Origin of the sequence: Streptomyces roseus, from assembly GCF_001044425.1 — a bacterium.
In the GTDB taxonomy this organism is placed as follows: Bacteria; Actinomycetota; Actinomycetes; order Streptomycetales; family Streptomycetaceae; genus Streptomyces; species Streptomyces roseus.
In genome coordinates this window covers 41,056-56,797 of record NZ_LFML01000032.1, presented here as the reverse complement: position 1 = coordinate 56,797, position 15,742 = coordinate 41,056, and the positions used below count along the sequence as shown (strand labels likewise).

At 72.0% G+C, this 15,742-nt stretch carries 17 protein-coding genes and 1 pseudogene; 17 read left to right on the top strand and 1 reads right to left on the bottom strand.

Annotation, left to right across the window (positions count from 1 at the left end; all coding sequences use genetic code 11):
- The first annotated feature begins 143 nt into the window (after window positions 1-143).
- Window positions 144-1,979, top strand: a complete 1,836-nt coding sequence (ftsH, locus tag ACS04_RS08540; protein WP_245236331.1) for an ATP-dependent zinc metalloprotease FtsH — start codon at window positions 144-146, stop codon at window positions 1,977-1,979.
- 34 nt (window positions 1,980-2,013) lie between these two features.
- Here the strand turns inward: ftsH and ACS04_RS08535 are convergent, their stop codons facing one another.
- The gene (locus ACS04_RS08535) at window positions 2,014-2,691 is read right to left on the bottom strand and encodes a methyltransferase type 11 (RefSeq protein WP_048475929.1); all 678 of its coding nucleotides are present in this window, start codon (window positions 2,689-2,691) and stop codon (window positions 2,014-2,016) included.
- Window positions 2,692-2,822: 131 nt separating this feature from the next.
- Between ACS04_RS08535 and proS the strand changes: the two genes are divergently transcribed.
- The 16 genes and pseudogenes from proS to dprA all read left to right on the top strand — a co-directional run bounded on the left by proS (window position 2,823) and on the right by dprA (window position 15,726).
- The gene (gene proS, locus ACS04_RS08530; protein ID WP_048475928.1) at window positions 2,823-4,235 is read left to right on the top strand and encodes a proline--tRNA ligase; all 1,413 of its coding nucleotides are present in this window, start codon (window positions 2,823-2,825) and stop codon (window positions 4,233-4,235) included.
- A gap of 213 nt (window positions 4,236-4,448) precedes the next feature.
- Window positions 4,449-5,048, top strand: coding sequence for a hypothetical protein (locus ACS04_RS08525; protein ID WP_048475927.1), 600 nt, complete (start codon window positions 4,449-4,451; stop codon window positions 5,046-5,048).
- A gap of 179 nt (window positions 5,049-5,227) precedes the next feature.
- Window positions 5,228-5,668, top strand: coding sequence for a 30S ribosomal protein S16 (gene rpsP, locus ACS04_RS08520; RefSeq protein ID WP_030162461.1), 441 nt, complete (start codon window positions 5,228-5,230; stop codon window positions 5,666-5,668).
- A 2-nt stretch (window positions 5,669-5,670) separates the two neighbouring features.
- The gene (locus ACS04_RS08515; RefSeq protein ID WP_030011889.1) at window positions 5,671-5,910 is read left to right on the top strand and encodes an RNA-binding protein; all 240 of its coding nucleotides are present in this window, start codon (window positions 5,671-5,673) and stop codon (window positions 5,908-5,910) included.
- 96 nt (window positions 5,911-6,006) lie between these two features.
- Complete coding sequence (gene rimM, locus ACS04_RS08510) at window positions 6,007-6,570, top strand: ribosome maturation factor RimM (RefSeq protein WP_048475926.1); 564 nt, start codon at window positions 6,007-6,009, stop codon at window positions 6,568-6,570.
- Window positions 6,570-7,391, top strand: coding sequence for a tRNA (guanosine(37)-N1)-methyltransferase TrmD (trmD, locus tag ACS04_RS08505; RefSeq protein ID WP_048475925.1), 822 nt, complete (start codon window positions 6,570-6,572; stop codon window positions 7,389-7,391). Before rimM ends, trmD begins: the two co-directional genes overlap by 1 nt.
- Window positions 7,392-7,524: 133 nt before the next feature.
- The gene (gene rplS / locus ACS04_RS08500) at window positions 7,525-7,875 is read left to right on the top strand and encodes a 50S ribosomal protein L19 (protein WP_008737520.1); all 351 of its coding nucleotides are present in this window, start codon (window positions 7,525-7,527) and stop codon (window positions 7,873-7,875) included.
- 43 nt (window positions 7,876-7,918) lie between these two features.
- Window positions 7,919-8,761, top strand: coding sequence for a signal peptidase I (lepB, locus tag ACS04_RS08495; RefSeq protein WP_048475924.1), 843 nt, complete (start codon window positions 7,919-7,921; stop codon window positions 8,759-8,761).
- Window positions 8,754-9,800 (top strand): annotated as a pseudogene (lepB, locus tag ACS04_RS08490) (signal peptidase I); the annotation flags it as partial. The gene lepB (ACS04_RS08495) and the pseudogene lepB (ACS04_RS08490), both read left to right, overlap by 8 nt.
- Window positions 9,721-10,620: a signal peptidase I gene (gene lepB / locus ACS04_RS08485; RefSeq protein ID WP_048475922.1), complete on the top strand. Its 900-nt coding sequence runs from the start codon at window positions 9,721-9,723 to the stop codon at window positions 10,618-10,620. The pseudogene lepB (ACS04_RS08490) and the gene lepB (ACS04_RS08485), both read left to right, overlap by 80 nt.
- A gap of 44 nt (window positions 10,621-10,664) precedes the next feature.
- The gene (lepB, locus tag ACS04_RS08480; RefSeq protein ID WP_048475921.1) at window positions 10,665-11,468 is read left to right on the top strand and encodes a signal peptidase I; all 804 of its coding nucleotides are present in this window, start codon (window positions 10,665-10,667) and stop codon (window positions 11,466-11,468) included.
- Window positions 11,458-11,964, top strand: coding sequence for an NUDIX hydrolase (locus ACS04_RS08475; protein ID WP_048475920.1), 507 nt, complete (start codon window positions 11,458-11,460; stop codon window positions 11,962-11,964). The genes lepB (ACS04_RS08480) and ACS04_RS08475 overlap by 11 nt, the downstream gene beginning before the upstream one ends.
- Window positions 11,965-12,019: 55 nt before the next feature.
- Window positions 12,020-12,328 (top strand): DUF2469 domain-containing protein, encoded by a 309-nt coding sequence (locus ACS04_RS08470; RefSeq protein WP_006139554.1) that lies wholly within the window; start codon window positions 12,020-12,022, stop codon window positions 12,326-12,328.
- 163 nt (window positions 12,329-12,491) lie between these two features.
- Entirely contained in the window at window positions 12,492-12,863 is a 372-nt protein-coding gene (locus tag ACS04_RS08465) for a YraN family protein (protein ID WP_048475919.1), read from the top strand.
- Window positions 12,863-14,503 carry a YifB family Mg chelatase-like AAA ATPase gene (locus tag ACS04_RS08460; protein WP_048475918.1) on the top strand — a complete coding sequence of 547 codons (1,641 nt, stop codon included), beginning with the start codon at window positions 12,863-12,865 and terminating at the stop codon, window positions 14,501-14,503. The genes ACS04_RS08465 and ACS04_RS08460 overlap by 1 nt, the downstream gene beginning before the upstream one ends.
- Window positions 14,500-15,726: a DNA-processing protein DprA gene (dprA, locus tag ACS04_RS08455; protein ID WP_048475917.1), complete on the top strand. Its 1,227-nt coding sequence runs from the start codon at window positions 14,500-14,502 to the stop codon at window positions 15,724-15,726. Before ACS04_RS08460 ends, dprA begins: the two co-directional genes overlap by 4 nt.
- The last annotated feature ends 16 nt before the right edge of the window (window positions 15,727-15,742 follow it).

Sequence of the window (15,742 nt, the reverse complement as noted above, 5' to 3'; positions counted from 1 at the left end):
TGCGTTTTGTCCCTTATGGTCGGCCACGAGGACGGCAGTAAGGAGGCCACGTGCCCAGCCCCACCCCCGTACCGCCTCGCGAGCGCGCCGACACGCCCTGGCGTTCGGAGGGCGCGCCGCCCACGCCGCCGCCCAGGAGGAAGATGCCCGGGGGCTGGCGCGGACTCGTCCTCGCCGCACTGATCGTCTTCCTCCTCGCCAACGTGGCCCTGTCGTTCTTCAACCGGGGCGACGAGCCGACCGTCTCGTACACGGAGTTCAGCAAGCAGGTCGCCGACGGCAACGTCTCGAAGATCTACTCCAAGGGCGACGCCATCCAGGGCGAACTGAAGAACAAGCAGCCCCTGCCCGACGGCGGCAAGGGCGACTACACCAAGTTCGTCACCCAGCGCCCCGCCTTCGCCGACGACGACCTGTGGGCGAACCTCAGCAAGCACCACGTCGTCGTCACGGCCTCCCCGGTCGTCGTCCAGCGCAGCTTCCTGGCCAACCTGCTGATCTCGCTCGCCCCGATGCTCCTGCTCGTCCTCCTGTGGGTGTTCATCGCCCGCCGGATGGGCTCGGCCATGGGCGGCGTCGGCGGCCTCGGCCGCAAACAGCCGCCCAAACCCGTGGAGCTGGAAGGCGGCAGACGCACCACCTTCGCCGACGTGGCCGGCATCGACGAGGTCAAGGGCGAACTCAACGACGTCGTGGACTTCCTCAAGAACCCCGAGCAGTACCGGGCCCTGGGCGCCCGCATGCCCGGCGGGGTGCTGCTCGCCGGACCGCCCGGCACCGGCAAGACCCTGCTGGCGCGGGCGGTCGCGGGCGAGGCCGGAGTGCCCTTCTTCTCCGCCTCCGCCTCCGAGTTCATCGAGATGATCGTCGGCGTGGGCGCCTCCCGGGTCCGCGAACTCTTCTCCGAGGCGCGCAAGGTCGCCCCCTCCATCGTCTTCATCGACGAGATCGACACCATCGGCCGGGCCCGCGGCGGCGGCGCCGCCATGGGCGGCCACGACGAGCGCGAACAGACCCTGAACCAGATCCTCACCGAGATGGACGGGTTCTCCGGCTCGGAGGGCGTCGTCGTCCTCGCCGCCACCAACCGCCCCGACGTCCTCGACCCCGCCCTCACCCGCCCCGGCCGCTTCGACCGCACGGTCTCCGTCGCCCCGCCCGACCGGGCCGGCCGCGAGGCCATCCTGCGGATCCACACCCGCGACATCCCGCTCGCCGCCGACGTGGACCTCGACCAGGTGGCCCGCATCACCCCCGGCATGACCGGCGCCGACCTGGCCAACCTGGCCAACGAAGCCGCCCTCCTCGCCGTCAAACGCCGGCAGGGCCAGGTCACGCAGGCCGACTTCATGGACGCCCTGGAGAAGGTCCAGCTGGGCGCGGCGCGCTCGCTCGTCATGCCCGAGGAGGAACGCCGCCGCACCGCCTACCACGAGAGCGGCCACGCGCTGCTCGGCATGCTCCAGCCCGGCGCCGACCCCGTCCGCAAGATCACGATCGTGCCGCGCGGCCGGGCGCTCGGCGTCACCCTCTCCACCCCCGACGCGGACCGCTACTCCTACACCGAGGACTACCTCCGCGGCCGCATCATCGGCGCACTGGGCGGCATGGCCGCCGAGCACGTCGTCTTCGAGGTCATCACCACGGGCGCCGAGAACGACCTCGAACAGGTCACCAACCTCGCCCGCGGCATGGTCGGCCGCTGGGGCATGAGCGAGCGCGTCGGCCGCCTCACCCCGATCCCGGCCGACGCGCAGAGCCCGTACGGACTGCTCGCGGCCCCCGCCACCCTCGACGTCGTGGACCACGAGATGCGGCGCATCGTCGACGAGTGCTACGAGGAGGCCTGCCGGCTGCTGCGCGAGCACCGGCCGAAACTCGACGCGCTGACCGAGGCGCTGCTGGCGAACGAGACCCTGGACGAGCCGGCCGCCTACGAGGCCGCGGGCATCCCCCGCCCCCCGAAGGACGCGAAGTAGCCGACGCCGCAGCCGCCGCCCGCGGCCGTCACGATCAGCGCACGCGGGCGACCACGTAGCGGAAGATGTTCGGCAGCCACACGGCGCCGTCCGCACGCTCGTACGGGTGAAGGGCCTCGGCCAGCTCCTTCTCGACCTGGGCCGGGTCGGACGCGGCCTCGTACAGCCCCGCCGACAGCAGCCCCCGTACCGCGCTGTCCACGTCCGCGTACCCGAAGGGGCAGAACACCCGCCCCGAGCCGTCGGGCGCGAGCCCGGCGCGCTCCACCGCCGCGTCCAGGTCCCGCGGCGCGGGGCCGCCGCCCAGCACCGCCGGCACCGTGCACCGCTCCGCCGGACCCCAGTCGGCCAGCACCACCGCCCCGCCCCGCCGGACGGCCGGCAGGGCCGCGTCCAGGGTCGCCTCGGACGGCGAGAAGGCCAGCAGCACGTCGTAGGGGCGCGCGCCGTCCGGCGGGGCCGCGACCACCTCCAGCAGCCGCTCGCGCGCCAGCGCCCGGCGCGCCGGATCCGCCTCCACCCCGGTGGCGGCGGCTCCCCGGCCCGCGGCCAGCAGCAGGGCCAGCCCGGCCCCGCAGTCCAGGCCGAGCAGCCGGTCACCCGGCCCGACCTCCAGCCGGTCGTAGACCGCTTCGTACAGCGGTACCAGCATCCGTTCCTGGATCTCCGCCCAGTCCCGGGCGACGAGCGTCGCCGTCGGCGTCGGTGTCATCGAAAGAGCGCTCCTGATTCCGTGTCGCCCCCTTGCCCCCCTTGCCAGGGAACTCCCCATTCGCCCCCGCGTCCAGAGGAGTGCGCCACCCGATTCACGCATCGAGTGCCCGGCGCCGTACCATTCGCGCCATGGCAAAGGCACCCGTTCTCACCCCCCAGGCGGAGGATTTCCCCCGCTGGTACCAGGATCTGATCAACAAGGCCGAGCTGGCCGACAACGGTCCGGTACGCGGCACCATGGTCATCCGACCGTACGGCTACGGGCTGTGGGAGCGGATGCAGCAGGAGATGGACGCGCGCATCAAGGACGCGGGCGCCCAGAACGCGTACTTCCCGCTGTTCATCCCGCAGTCTTACCTGACGCGCGAGGCCGAGCACGTCGAGGGCTTCGCCCCCGAGCTCGCGGTCGTCACGCACGGCGGCGGCAAGGAGCTGGACGAGCCGGTCGTCGTCCGGCCCACCTCCGAGACGATCATCAACGACTACTTCTCCAAGTGGGTCCAGAGCTACCGCGACCTGCCCCTGCTGATCAACCAGTGGGCGAACGTGGTCCGCTGGGAGATGCGCCCGCGCGTGTTCCTCCGTACGAGTGAGTTCCTCTGGCAGGAGGGCCACACGGCCCACGCCACGTACGAGGACGCCCGCGACTACGCCGCCCGCATCCACACGGACGTCTACGGCGACTTCATGACGAACGTGCTCGGCATCGACGTCGTGCTCGGCCGCAAGACCGCCAAGGAGCGCTTCGCCGGCGCCATCAACACCCTCACCCTCGAAGGCATGATGGGTGACGGCAAGGCCCTGCAGCTGGGCACGAGCCACGAGCTCGGCACCAACTTCGCCAAGGCCTTCAACACGCAGTACCTGTCGAAGGAAGGCAAGCAGGAGCTCGTCTGGCAGACCTCGTGGGGCGTCTCAACCCGCATGGTCGGCGGCCTGATCATGTCCCACGGCGACGACAACGGCCTGCGCGTCCCGCCGCGCCTGGCGCACGTCCAGGTCGTCGTCATGGCGATCAAGGGCGACGAGGCCGTGGCCAAGGTCCGCGAGCTCGGCGCGCAGCTGAAGGCCGCCGGCATCCGCGTGCACGTGGACGACCGCGTCGACACCCCCTTCGGCCGCCGCGCCGTGGACTGGGAGCTCAAGGGCGTACCGGTCCGCGTCGAGATCGGCCCCCGCGACCTGGAGGCCGGCACCGCGATGCTGGCCCGCCGGATCCCGGGCGGCAAGGAGCCCGTGCAGATCGACACCCTCGCCGACCTGCTGCCCAAGGTTCTCGACGAGGACCAGGCCCAGCTGCTGCGCGAGTCCCGCGAGCGCCGCCTGGCCCGCACCTCCGACGTCTCCACCATCGAGGAGGCCGCCGAGGCCGCCGTCGCCGGCGGCTGGGCGCGGATCCCGTGGGCCGACCTCGGACCCGAGGGCGAGGCCAAGCTGGGCGAGCAGGCCGTCTCCGTACGCTGCCTGATCGCCGAGGACGGGTCGGTTCCGGAGGCGGACGACGCCCCCGGTACCCTCGCCGTCGTCGCGCGTTCGTACTGATCGCCGCAGTCCGATCCGAGGGCCCGGACCCGGCGCACGGCACGAGCCGTGCGCCGGTGCCGGGCCCTTTGGTCGTCGTTACGTACCGACTCCTCCTGGGATCGGCGCACCCGTCCTCGTCGGGACGCATGAGACTGAACTGACTGGTACGTGCAAAAAATTTGGAATGGCCCGGAATCGGAACACCGGGGCACCCCGGCTCGTTGTCACGACGTGAGCACGACACCACCTGTTCTCGCCGCAGAGCTGGCGCAGGCGTGGGCCGACATTCAGCGGTACCACCCCGAGCTGCCTGACCTTGCCGCGCCCGAGTCCCTGATCGGAGAGTCCTCGTCCGCCTGCGGCGCCGAGCTCTCCTTCGAGCGACTGCTGCACGAGGCAGTCCACGGCATCGCCGCCGCCCGAGGAGTACGCGACACCTCCCGGGCGGGCCGCTACCACAACCGCAGATTCCTCGCTATCGCCGAGGAGATGGGGCTGGACCACTCCGACGAGCCGCACGCCAGCAGCGGCTTCTCACTGGTCTCGCTCAATCCCGAGGCGAAGAAGCGCTACCGCCCCACCATGGAGCGGCTCCAGCGCGCGCTGAAGGCGCACACGGCCGCGACGGCCGCCGACACCAAGCGCAGTTTCCGCGGGCCGGCCGCCCGGCACGGCTCCTCGGGTGGCGGTGTCCGCGTCAAGGCGGTCTGCGACTGCGGGCGCAACGTGCGGGTGGTCCCCTCCGTGCTGGCCCAGGCGCCGATCGTGTGCGGCGGCTGCATGAAGCCGTTCCGCATCCCCGAGGTGGCCCTCACCGCAGCTGCCTCCTGAGCCCGGCCGACTCCCCGCGAGAAGCGCCGCGGGCATGTGGCACAATGGCTAGCTGTACTCGACAGTCGCATAGGACCCCTCTCTCCTCCGGCTGACGCGTCCATCGGGCACCCGAGTACCGCAACCCCACGTGGCATCTCATGTGCCCAACCACGTCAAGTTCAGGAGACACCACTCCAGTGGCAGTCAAGATCAAGCTCAAGCGCCTCGGCAAGATTCGCCAGCCGCACTACCGCATCGTCGTCGCCGACGCCCGTACCCGTCGGGACGGTCGCGCGATCGAAGAGATCGGTATCTACCACCCGACGTACAACCCGTCGCGCATCGAGGTCAACGCCGAGCGTGCGCAGTACTGGCTGTCGGTCGGCGCCCAGCCCACCGAGGCTGTGCTCGCCATCCTGAAGCTGACCGGTGACTGGCAGGCGCACAAGGGCCTCCCGGCCCCCGCGCCGCTGCTGCAGCCGGAGACGAAGGAGAGCAAGCGTCGCTCCTTCGACGAGTTCGCCAAGGCCCTCGAGGGCATCGGCGAGACCAAGGGCGAGGCCATCACGCAGAAGGCGAAGAAGGCCGACAAGAAGGCGGACGAGGCTGAGGCCGCCGCCGAGTCGACCGAGGCCTGATCATGCTCGAGGAGGCTCTTGAGCACCTCGTAAAGGGCATTGTGGACAACCCCGACGAAGTGCAGGTCGCCTCGCGCAACCTGCGTCGTGGGCAGGTGCTCGAGGTCCGGGTCCACCCGGACGACCTCGGGAAGGTGATCGGCCGCAACGGCCGCACCGCGCGTGCTCTGCGTACCGTCGTGGGCGCCATCGGCGGCCGGGGGATCCGCGTCGACCTCGTCGACGTGGACCAGGTCCGCTGAGACTTGGTTCATCGAGAACGTGAATCACCGGCACGGGCCGGGGAGGGCATTCGTGCCCGCCCCGGCCCGTCGTCGTCTGAACAGGAGAAAACACAAGTGGAGCTGGTTGTCGCGCGGATCGGCCGCGCCCACGGGATCAAGGGTGAGGTCACCGTCGAGGTGCGGACCGACGAGCCGGAGCTGCGGCTCTCGCCCGGCGCCGTGCTGCGGACCGAACCGGCGTCGGCGGGCCCGCTGACCATCGAGACGGGCCGCGTGCACAGCGGGAGGCTCATGCTCCGCTTCGCCGGCGTCAAGGACCGCACCGGCGCCGAGGCGCTGCGCAACATCCTCCTGATCGCCGACGTCGACCCGACGGAGCTCCCGGAGGAGGAGGACGAGTACTACGACCACCAGCTGATGGACCTGGACGTCGTGCTCGAAGACGGCACCGAGATCGGCCGGATCACCGAGATCTCCCACCTGCCCTCGCAGGACCTGTTCATCGTGGAGCGCCCCGACGGCACCGAGGTGATGATCCCCTTCGTCGAGGAGATCGTCGCCGAGATCGACCTGGAGGAGCAGCGCTGCGTCATCACGCCCCCGCCCGGGCTGATCGACGACCGCGCCGAGATCGTCTCCACGCGCGACGCCGGGCCCGAGGCCGAGGGCGAAGCCTGATGCGTCTCGACGTCGTCACGATCTTCCCCGAGTACCTGGAGCCGCTGAACGTCTCCCTCGTCGGCAAGGCGCGGGCCCGCGGGCAGCTCGACGTACACGTCCACGACCTGCGGGACTGGACGTACGACCGGCACAACACGGTCGACGACACCCCCTACGGCGGCGGTCCCGGCATGGTCATGAAGACCGAGCCGTGGGGCGAGGCCCTCGATGCGGCCCTGGCCGACGGGTACGAGTCCGGAGCGCACGGGCCGGTCATGGTCGTCCCCACGCCCAGCGGCCGCCCCTTCACCCAGGAACTGGCCGTCGAGCTCTCCGAGCGGCCCTGGCTGATCTTCACGCCGGCCCGGTACGAGGGCATCGACCGCCGCGTCATGGACGAGTACGCCACGCGCATGCCGGTCTACGAGGTCTCCATCGGCGACTACGTGCTGGCGGGCGGCGAGGCCGCCGTCCTGGTGGTCACCGAGGCGGTGGCCCGGCTGCTGCCCGGGGTGCTCGGCAACGCCGAATCCCACCGCGACGACTCCTTCGCACCCGGCGACATGGCGAACCTGCTGGAGGGGCCGGTCTACACGAAGCCCCCGGTGTGGCGCGGCCGGGACATCCCGGAGGTGCTGCTCAGCGGCCACCACGGGAAGATCGCCCGCTGGCGCCGGGACGAGGCCTTCCGCCGCACCGCCCGGCACCGCCCCGACCTGATCGAGCGCTGCGAGGCCTCCGCCTTCGACAAGAAGGACCGCGAGATCCTGAGCATCCTGGGCTGGCGTCCGGCGGCCGACGGCCGATTTTGGCGTAGGCCGGAGGCCGTGGAAGAATAGGCGGCTGCTGTGTGCTCCCGGACGCCCCTGCCACAGGGGGACAGTCGTCCGGTGAGTGACGCGGCTCCCGAATTCTCTCCGGAAACCCGCACCGGCGGCCTGTGGCGTCGTGCGAAGAAAGCAGACGAAGAACATGTCTCACCTGCTCGATGGCGTCAACGCCGCCTCGATCCGCTCCGACGTCCCGGCCTTCCGCCCGGGTGACACGATCAACGTGCACGTCCGCGTCATCGAGGGCAACCGCTCCCGTATCCAGCAGTTCAAGGGCGTCGTCATCCGTCGCCAGGGCTCCGGCGTCTCCGAGACCTTCACCGTTCGCAAGGTCTCCTTCAGCGTCGGCGTCGAGCGCACCTTCCCGGTGAACTCCCCGATCTTCGAGAAGATCGAGCTCGTCACCCGCGGTGACGTGCGTCGCGCCAAGCTGTACTTCCTCCGTGAGCTCCGCGGCAAGGCCGCGAAGATCAAGGAGAAGCGCGACCGCTGATCTCCTCTCCGGGTCCCGGAGGCGGCCGGATAGGCTCCCCTCGATGGACACGGAAGCAGAGCTCACCCAGCGCGGCCACTCCTCCCCCGGACCGGGGGAGGGGCGGCCGCGTTTCGCGTTGTGGGGGCGCCGCGCGCTGCCCGGGTGGCGGGACCTCCTGACGGTGCGGGGGGCCGCGGCGCTCGGCGTGCTCTGTACGGCCTTCCTGCTGCTGATCAGCAATTTCGTGGTGCAGCCCTTCAAGATCCCGAGCCGGTCGATGGAGCCGACGCTCCAGGTCGGGGACCGGGTGCTGGTGAACAAGCTGGCGTACCGGTTCGGCGACCGGCCGAAGCGCGGGGACGTGGTGGTCTTCGACGGCCGGGGATCCTTCGTACGGGAGGGCGCCGAGGGTGATCCGATCGGCGGGGCCCTGCGCGGCGCGGCCTCCGCGCTCGGGATCGGCGAGCCGTCCGAGACCGACTTCGTCAAGCGGGTCGTGGGCGTCGGCGGGGACGACGTGGTGTGCTGCGACGCCGGCGGCCGGCTCAAGGTGAACGGGGTCGCGGTGGAAGAGCCGTACGTGTACCCGGGCGACGCGCCCTCGGCGGTGCCCTTCCGGATCGTCGTGCCCCTTGGGACCCTGTGGGTCATGGGCGATCATCGTTCCCAGTCCCGGGACTCCCGGGACCACCTGGGAGAACCGGGCGGGGGGATGGTGCCGGTGGAGAAGGTGATCGGGCGGGCCGACTGGATCGGCTGGCCGGCGTCGCGCTGGGGCTCGACCCCGGCGCATCCCCGGGGGCCCGCGGGTCCTGCCGCTTCCGCGGCCCCTGCCCCTGCCCTTCCCGCGACCCCCGCCGTTCCCACGGCCCCCGGCGGCTCCTCGGGCGGCGGTCATGGGTAACCGGGGGCGCACGAGAGGCGGCCGGGTCCCCGAGCCGGAGCCCGAGCCGGTGCCCGCGCCCGCCGAGACCGGGGGCCGCGCCGAGCGGCGCCGGCTGGCCCGGCGGGTCAAGCGGCGCAGACGCACCCGCCGGGTGGGCGAGGTGCCGCTGCTGATCATCGTGGCGCTGTGCATAGCGCTCGTCCTCAAGACCTTCCTCGTGCAGGCCTTCTTCATCCCGTCCGGATCCATGGAGCAGACGATCCGGATCGGCGACCGCGTGCTGGTCGACAAACTGACCCCGTGGTTCGGCTCCAAGGTCGAGCGCGGCCAGGTCGTGGTGTTCAAGGATCCCGGCGGCTGGCTCAAGGGCGAGGCCGCGCGCCCGGCCGAGGACCCGGTCGGCGTCAAACAGATCAAGGAAACGCTGACCTTCATCGGCCTGCTGCCCTCCGCCGACGAACAGGACCTCATCAAGCGGGTCATCGGCGTCGGCGGCGACACCGTCGTGTGCTGCGACGCCGAGGGCCGCGTCACCGTCAACGGGACGGCGCTCGTCGAGCCGTACGTGAGCCCCGGCAACGCACCCTCCGAAATCCGCTTCGAGGTGCGCGTCCCCAAGGGCCGGCTCTTCGTCATGGGCGATCACCGGGCCAATTCGGCCGATTCCCGCTACCACCTCGACGAGGCCTTCGACGGCACCATCGACGAGAACGGCGTCGTGGGGCAGGCCGTCGTCATCGCCTGGCCGTTCGACCACTGGCGCAAGCTCGAACAGCCGGCGACCTTCCGTTCGGTCCCCGATCCCGCCCCGAGCGGGCGACGCGGCCGCCGCGGGCGCCGACGGGGCCCGCCGTTCGCATAGTGTGTCCTCGGTCTCCCGCGCCTTTGGGAACTCCCGCTCGTTAAGGGAGGGGAGGGCCCGTGCCTGCTTCGGTGCGGGCGGCGATCTGCGAGGTTGAGGAGTGGATGTGGGGGATGTGGCGGTAGGCGCGCGATCCGGACGCGACGAAGGCGAGGAGCGGCCGGACGATGCCGAGCGCGGAGCCGAGGACGAGGGCAGCGGCGTTGAGGCGAAGCCCCACCGCTCGTTCTGGAAGGAGCTCCCGCTCCTCATCGGCATCGCCCTGCTGCTCGCCCTGCTGATCAAGACCTTCCTGGTGCAGGCGTTCTCGATCCCGTCCGACTCGATGCAGAACACCCTGCAGCGCGGTGACCGGGTGCTCGTGGACAAGCTGACCCCGTGGTTCGGCTCCGAGCCCGAGCGCGGCGAGGTCGTGGTCTTCCACGACCCCGCGAGCTGGCTGGCCGGGGAGCCCACCCCGGAGGCCAACTTCGCGCAGCAGATCCTCAGCAAGATCGGCCTGATGCCGTCCGCGGACGAGAAGGACCTGATCAAGCGGACCATCGCCATCGGCGGTGACACGGTCGAGTGCAAGAAGGGCGGACCGGTCGTCGTCAACGGCAAGGAGCTCGACGAGCCGTACATCTACCCGGGCAACACCCCCTGCGACGACGCCCCGTTCGGTCCGATCACCGTGCCCAAGGGCAAGATCTGGGTGATGGGCGACCACCGGCAGAACTCGCAGGACTCCCGCTACCACATGCAGGACTCCACCCAGGGCTTCGTACCGGTCGACAAGGTCGTCGGGCGGGCCGTGGTCGTGGCCTGGCCGATCACCCGCTGGGCCACCCTGCCCATCCCGGACACCTTCGACCAGCCCGGCATCGGGAACCAGACCAAGGCGACCGCGATGGGCCTCGGGGCCGCCGGGCTGGCGCCCGTCGGACTCGGCCCGGCCGCGGTGGGCCTGGCCGGAGCGGTTCCGGTCGTGCTGTGGCGCCGGCGGAGGCTGACCAGCGGGACTACCGGCAGGTAGGGTGCCGCCCAGGTCGTCGATCCCGGAAGTGTGGGGGCGCTGCAATGGGCGAAACACTGCAAACGCAGACAAGTAGGACTGAAGGAATACGCGGTGCCAAGGACGGCCGCGGCGGTCTCGGCCATGTGCTGGCGGGAGTCGTCGTGGCCGTCGGCTTCGTGCTCTTCCTGGGCGCTTTCGCCTGGGGGGCCTTCGTCTACCGGCCCTACACCGTGCCGACCGACTCGATGACGCCGACGGTGCAGCCCGGCGACCGGGTGCTCGCGCAGCGGATCGACGGAGGCGAGGTCCGGCGCGGCGACGTGGTCGTGTTCACCGACCACCTCTGGAGCGACACGCCGATGGTCAAGCGGGTCGTCGCCGTCGGCGGCGACACCGTGAAGTGCTGCGGCACCGGCGGCCGGCTCACGGTGAACGGCAAGGAACTCGACGAGCCGTACCTCGAACACACCGAGCTCGCGCCGGAGGCCGCGGCCGCCGGGCCCGTCCCGGCCTCGGACACCCCCTTCGAGGTCAAGGTGCCCGAGGGCAACCTCTTCCTGCTGGGCGACCGGCGCGCCGCCTCCCTCGACTCCCGGGCGCACCTCCAGGAGGCCGGCCAGGGCACCGTCCCCCGCTCCGCGGTCCAGGCCCGCGTCGACGCCCTCGCCTGGCCCTCGATGAAGATGCTCGAACGGCCCGGCACCTACGCCTCCCTCCCCGGCGGGACCTCGCGGCCCGGCCCGCTCCGCCTCCAGCTCACCGCGGTGGCGGCCGGAGCCGCCCTGGTGCTGCTGGGGGCCGCGTACGGGCCCCTGGTACGGGTCCTCGGCCGCGGGCGGCGGCGGGAGCCCGCCCGTGACCGCTGACGCGGCCGCCGCGGGCCGCCCCCGCCAGGTGTCCCGGGTGATCCTGCTGGACCCCGCGGACCGGATCCTGCTGCTCCACGGCTTCGAACCGAACGATCCCGCCGACCACTGGTGGTTCACCCCGGGCGGCGGACTCGAAGGCGGTGAGACCCGGGAGCAGGCCGCACTGCGGGAGCTCGCCGAGGAGACGGGGATCACAGAGGTGGACCTGGGGCCCGTCCTGTGGCAGCGGTACTGCTCCTTCCCCTTCGACGGGCGGCGCTGGGAACAGGACGAGTGGTACTACCTGGCCCGGACCACCCGCACGCGGACCGACATGGGCGGCCTCACCGAGCTGGAGCGGCGCAGCGTCAGCGGTGCCAGGTGGTGGACCTCCGAGGAACTTCTGTCGGCCCATGAGACGGTGTACCCGACCAGACTCGCCGAGCTGCTCCGTACGCTGCTCGACGACGGTCCTCCGGGTGCGCCGGTGGTCCTGGCCCCGGAAATCGTCTAGGGGTACGGGGGCCTGGCGCACAATAGGGGGACGCACGGCTGAAGGGGAACATGCCATGAGCGCCGAGGACCTCGAGAAGTACGAGACCGAGATGGAGCTGAAGCTCTATCGCGAGTACCGCGACGTCGTCGGGCTGTTCAAGTACGTGATCGAGACCGAACGTCGTTTCTACCTCACGAACGACTACGAGATGCAGGTGCACTCGGTCCAGGGGGAGGTGTTCTTCGAGGTGACGATGGCCGACGCCTGGGTGTGGGACATGTACCGGCCGGCCCGGTTCGTGAAGCAGGTGCGCGTGCTGACCTTCAAGGACGTGAACATCGAGGAGCTCAACAAGAGCGATCTCGAACTGCCCGGCAGCTGACGCCCGGCCCTCCGCCGCCCGCGCCGCGCCCGTGCGCACCCCGCCCCGGTCCCCCCGGATTCACCCTCACGGGTGAGTGGGTTGTCCACAATGCCCGCGCTGTCCACCAAGATCCACAGGGTGGGCGGGGCCGCGGGATCGTCGGGGGCGGAGGTGGTGCCCGATGAACGCGAAGGGCGTGGCACAGCAGGCATTGGGGCGGTACGGCGAGGAACTCGCGGTGAGGCGGCTCACCGAATCCGGGATGACGGTCATCGCCCGGAACTGGCGGTGCCGCAGCGGAGAGATCGACATCGTCGCGCGCGACGGGGACGCCCTCGTCGTGTGCGAGGTCAAAACACGCCGCACGGGGGATTTCGAACATCCCATGGCCGCCGTCCGGCCCGGCAAGGCCGAGCGCCTGCGCCGGCTCGCCGGGCGCTGGCTCGCCGACCACGGCGGACCACCCCCGGGCGGAGTACGGATCGACCTCGTGGGAGTCCTGCTGCCACGGCGCGGCGCACCCGTGGTGGAGCACGCCCGGGGGGTGGCGTGATGGGGTTCGCACGCGCCTGCTCCGTGGCCCTGGTCGGGGTCGACGGCGTGGTGGTCGAGGTCCAGGCCGACCTGGAGCCCGGCCTCGCAGCCTTCACCCTGGTGGGGCTGCCCGACAAGACCCTGACCGAAAGCCGCGACCGGGTGCGCGCCGCCGTCGTGAACTCCGGCGCCACCTGGCCGCAGAAGAAGCTCACCGTCGGGCTCAGCCCGGCCTCCGTACCCAAATCCGGAGCCGGATTCGACCTCGCCGTCGCGTCGGCGGTGCTGGGCGCCGCCGAAATGATCGACCCCGCGGCCATCGCCGATCTCGTGCTCATCGGCGAACTGGGACTGGACGGCCGGGTGCGGCCGGTGCGCGGCATCCTGCCGGCGGTCCTCGCCGCCGCCGACGCCGGCTACCGCAACGTGGTGGTGCCCCAGCAATGCGCCGCCGAGGCCATGCTCGTCCCCGACGTCAGCGTGCTCGGCGTCCGCAGCCTGCGGCAGCTCATCGCCGTCCTCACCGACGCGGAAGTCCCCGAGGAAAAACCACCGGATCGGCCCGGGCGGCCCGACCCCATGCTGGCCGGACTGGTGGTTCCGGGCGCGGGCATCGGCACCGGGATCTCCCGCGGCGCCGGCCGCACCGGGGGCGGCGAGACCCCCGACTTCCCCGAACTCTCCGACGTCGCCGGACAGCACGGCGCCCGCCGCGCCCTCGAAGTGGCGGCCTCGGGAGGCCACCACCTCTTCCTCAGCGGACCCCCGGGAGCCGGCAAGACGATGCTGGCAGAACGGATCCCCTGGATCCTCCCGCCGCTCTGCCGGCAGGACTCCCTGGAAGTCACCGCCGTCCACTCCGTCGCCGGGCTCCTGCCGCCCGGCGAACCGCTCGTCGCCCGGCCCCCGTACTGCGCACCCCACCACTCGGCGACCATGCAGTCCCTGGTCGGCGGCGGAGCGGGCGTGCCGAGGCCGGGAGCGGTCTCCCTGGCCCACCGCGGCGTGCTCTTTCTCGACGAGGCCGCCGAATTCAGCACGAAGGCCCTGGACGCGCTGCGCCAGCCCCTCGAATCGGGGCACGTGGTCATCGCCCGGGCCGCCGGCGTGGTGCGGCTGCCGGCCAGGTTCCTGATGGTCCTCGCGGCGAATCCCTGCCCCTGCGGGCGGCACACCCTGCTCGGGGCCGGCTGCGAATGCCCCGCCTCGGTGATCCGGCGCTACCAGGCCCGACTGTCGGGGCCGCTGCTGGACCGGGTCGACCTGCGCGTGGAGGTCGAGCCCGTCACCCGCTCCGACCTCCTGGGGCACGGCGGCCGCGGGGAGAGCACCGCCACCGTCGCCGACCGGGTACGCGAAGCCAGGGACCGCACCGCCGCCCGGCTCGCCGACACCCCGTGGCGCCTCAACGCCGAAGTACCGGGACACGAACTGCGCACCCGCTGGCAAGCCGCCCCCGGGGCTCTGGCCCAGGCCGAACGGGACCTGGAGCGCGGACTGCTCACCGCCCGCGGACTGGACCGGGTCCTGCGGGTCGCCTGGACCGTGGCGGACCTGCGCGGCCGCGACCGCCCCGACGCCCTGAACGTGGCCGTCGCCCTGGAACTGCGTACCGGCATCGCCCGCGGCGCCGCCCTGGCCATGGGAACCCGGTCATGACCGCCACCGGAACCGGACCGCGGAGCGAATCCGCGGCGCACACCGCGTCCGAGCCGGATCCCGATCCGGAGTCGCTGGCGCGGGCCGCCCTGACACGGGTGCTGGAGCCCGGCGAGGAGACCGGCGGGCGATGGCTGCGCGAGCACGGCGCCGTCGGGCTGATACGGCTGCTGACCGGCCCGGACGGCGAGGCGGCGACCTTGACCGGGGTGGGGGAGGGGCGGCTCGCCGGCTATCGCAGACGGGCGGCGCTCGCCGACCCCCGGCGTGACCTGGCGACCGCCGCCCGCAGCGGCGGCCGGTTCATCCGCCCCGGCTCCCCGCAATGGCCGACCCAGCTGGACGACCTCGGCGACGCCCGGCCGATCGGCCTGTGGGTGCGCGGCCGGGCGGACCTGCGGACCTGGGCGCTGCGCTCCGTCGCCGTGGTCGGGGCCCGGGCCTGCACCCCGTACGGGGCGCACATGGCCCAGACCCTGGCCGCCGGCCTCGCCGAGCGGGGCTGGGTGGTGGTCTCGGGGGCGGCGTACGGGGTGGACGCCGCGGCCCACCGGGGGGCCCTCGCCTCCGGCGGGGCCACCGCCGCGGTACTCGCCTGCGGGGTGGACGTCGCCTACCCGCGCGGCCACGCCGAGTTGCTCGGCCGCATCGCCGAACAGGGCATCGTCCTGGGGGAGCTGCCGCCCGCAAGCCACCCGACCCCGACCCGGTTCGTCCTGCGCAACCGGGTCATCGCCGCCCTGACCCGGGGCACCGTGGTGGTCGAGGCGGCCCACCGCAGCGGCTCCCTCGTCACCGCCCGCCGGGCCCAGCGGCTCGGCCGGTTCACCATGGGCGTTCCCGGACCGGCCACCAGCGGGCTCTCGGGAGGGGTCCACGAACTGCTGCGCGGCGAAGCCGTGCTCGTCACGGACGCGGCGGAAGTCATCGAGCTCGTCGGAGACATGGGCGAACTGGCCCCGCAGCGGCGCGGGCCGGTGCTCGCCCGGGACCTGCTGGACCGGGAAACCGCCCGCGTGCTCGAAGCCCTCCCGGCCGGCCGCCCCGTCCACGCGGGCGAAGTGGCCCTCGCCGCGGGCACCGGCACCGATGAAGTCATCGGCAGACTGTACGAACTTCACTCTCTGGGGTTCGTCGAACGGCAGGGCGAGGGCTGGCAGTTGACCACACAATCACCTGAAGGAGGCACAGAAACCGGCGGTGCCCGGCGAGGCGGTCATTGACCTGGGGCGTTCCGGT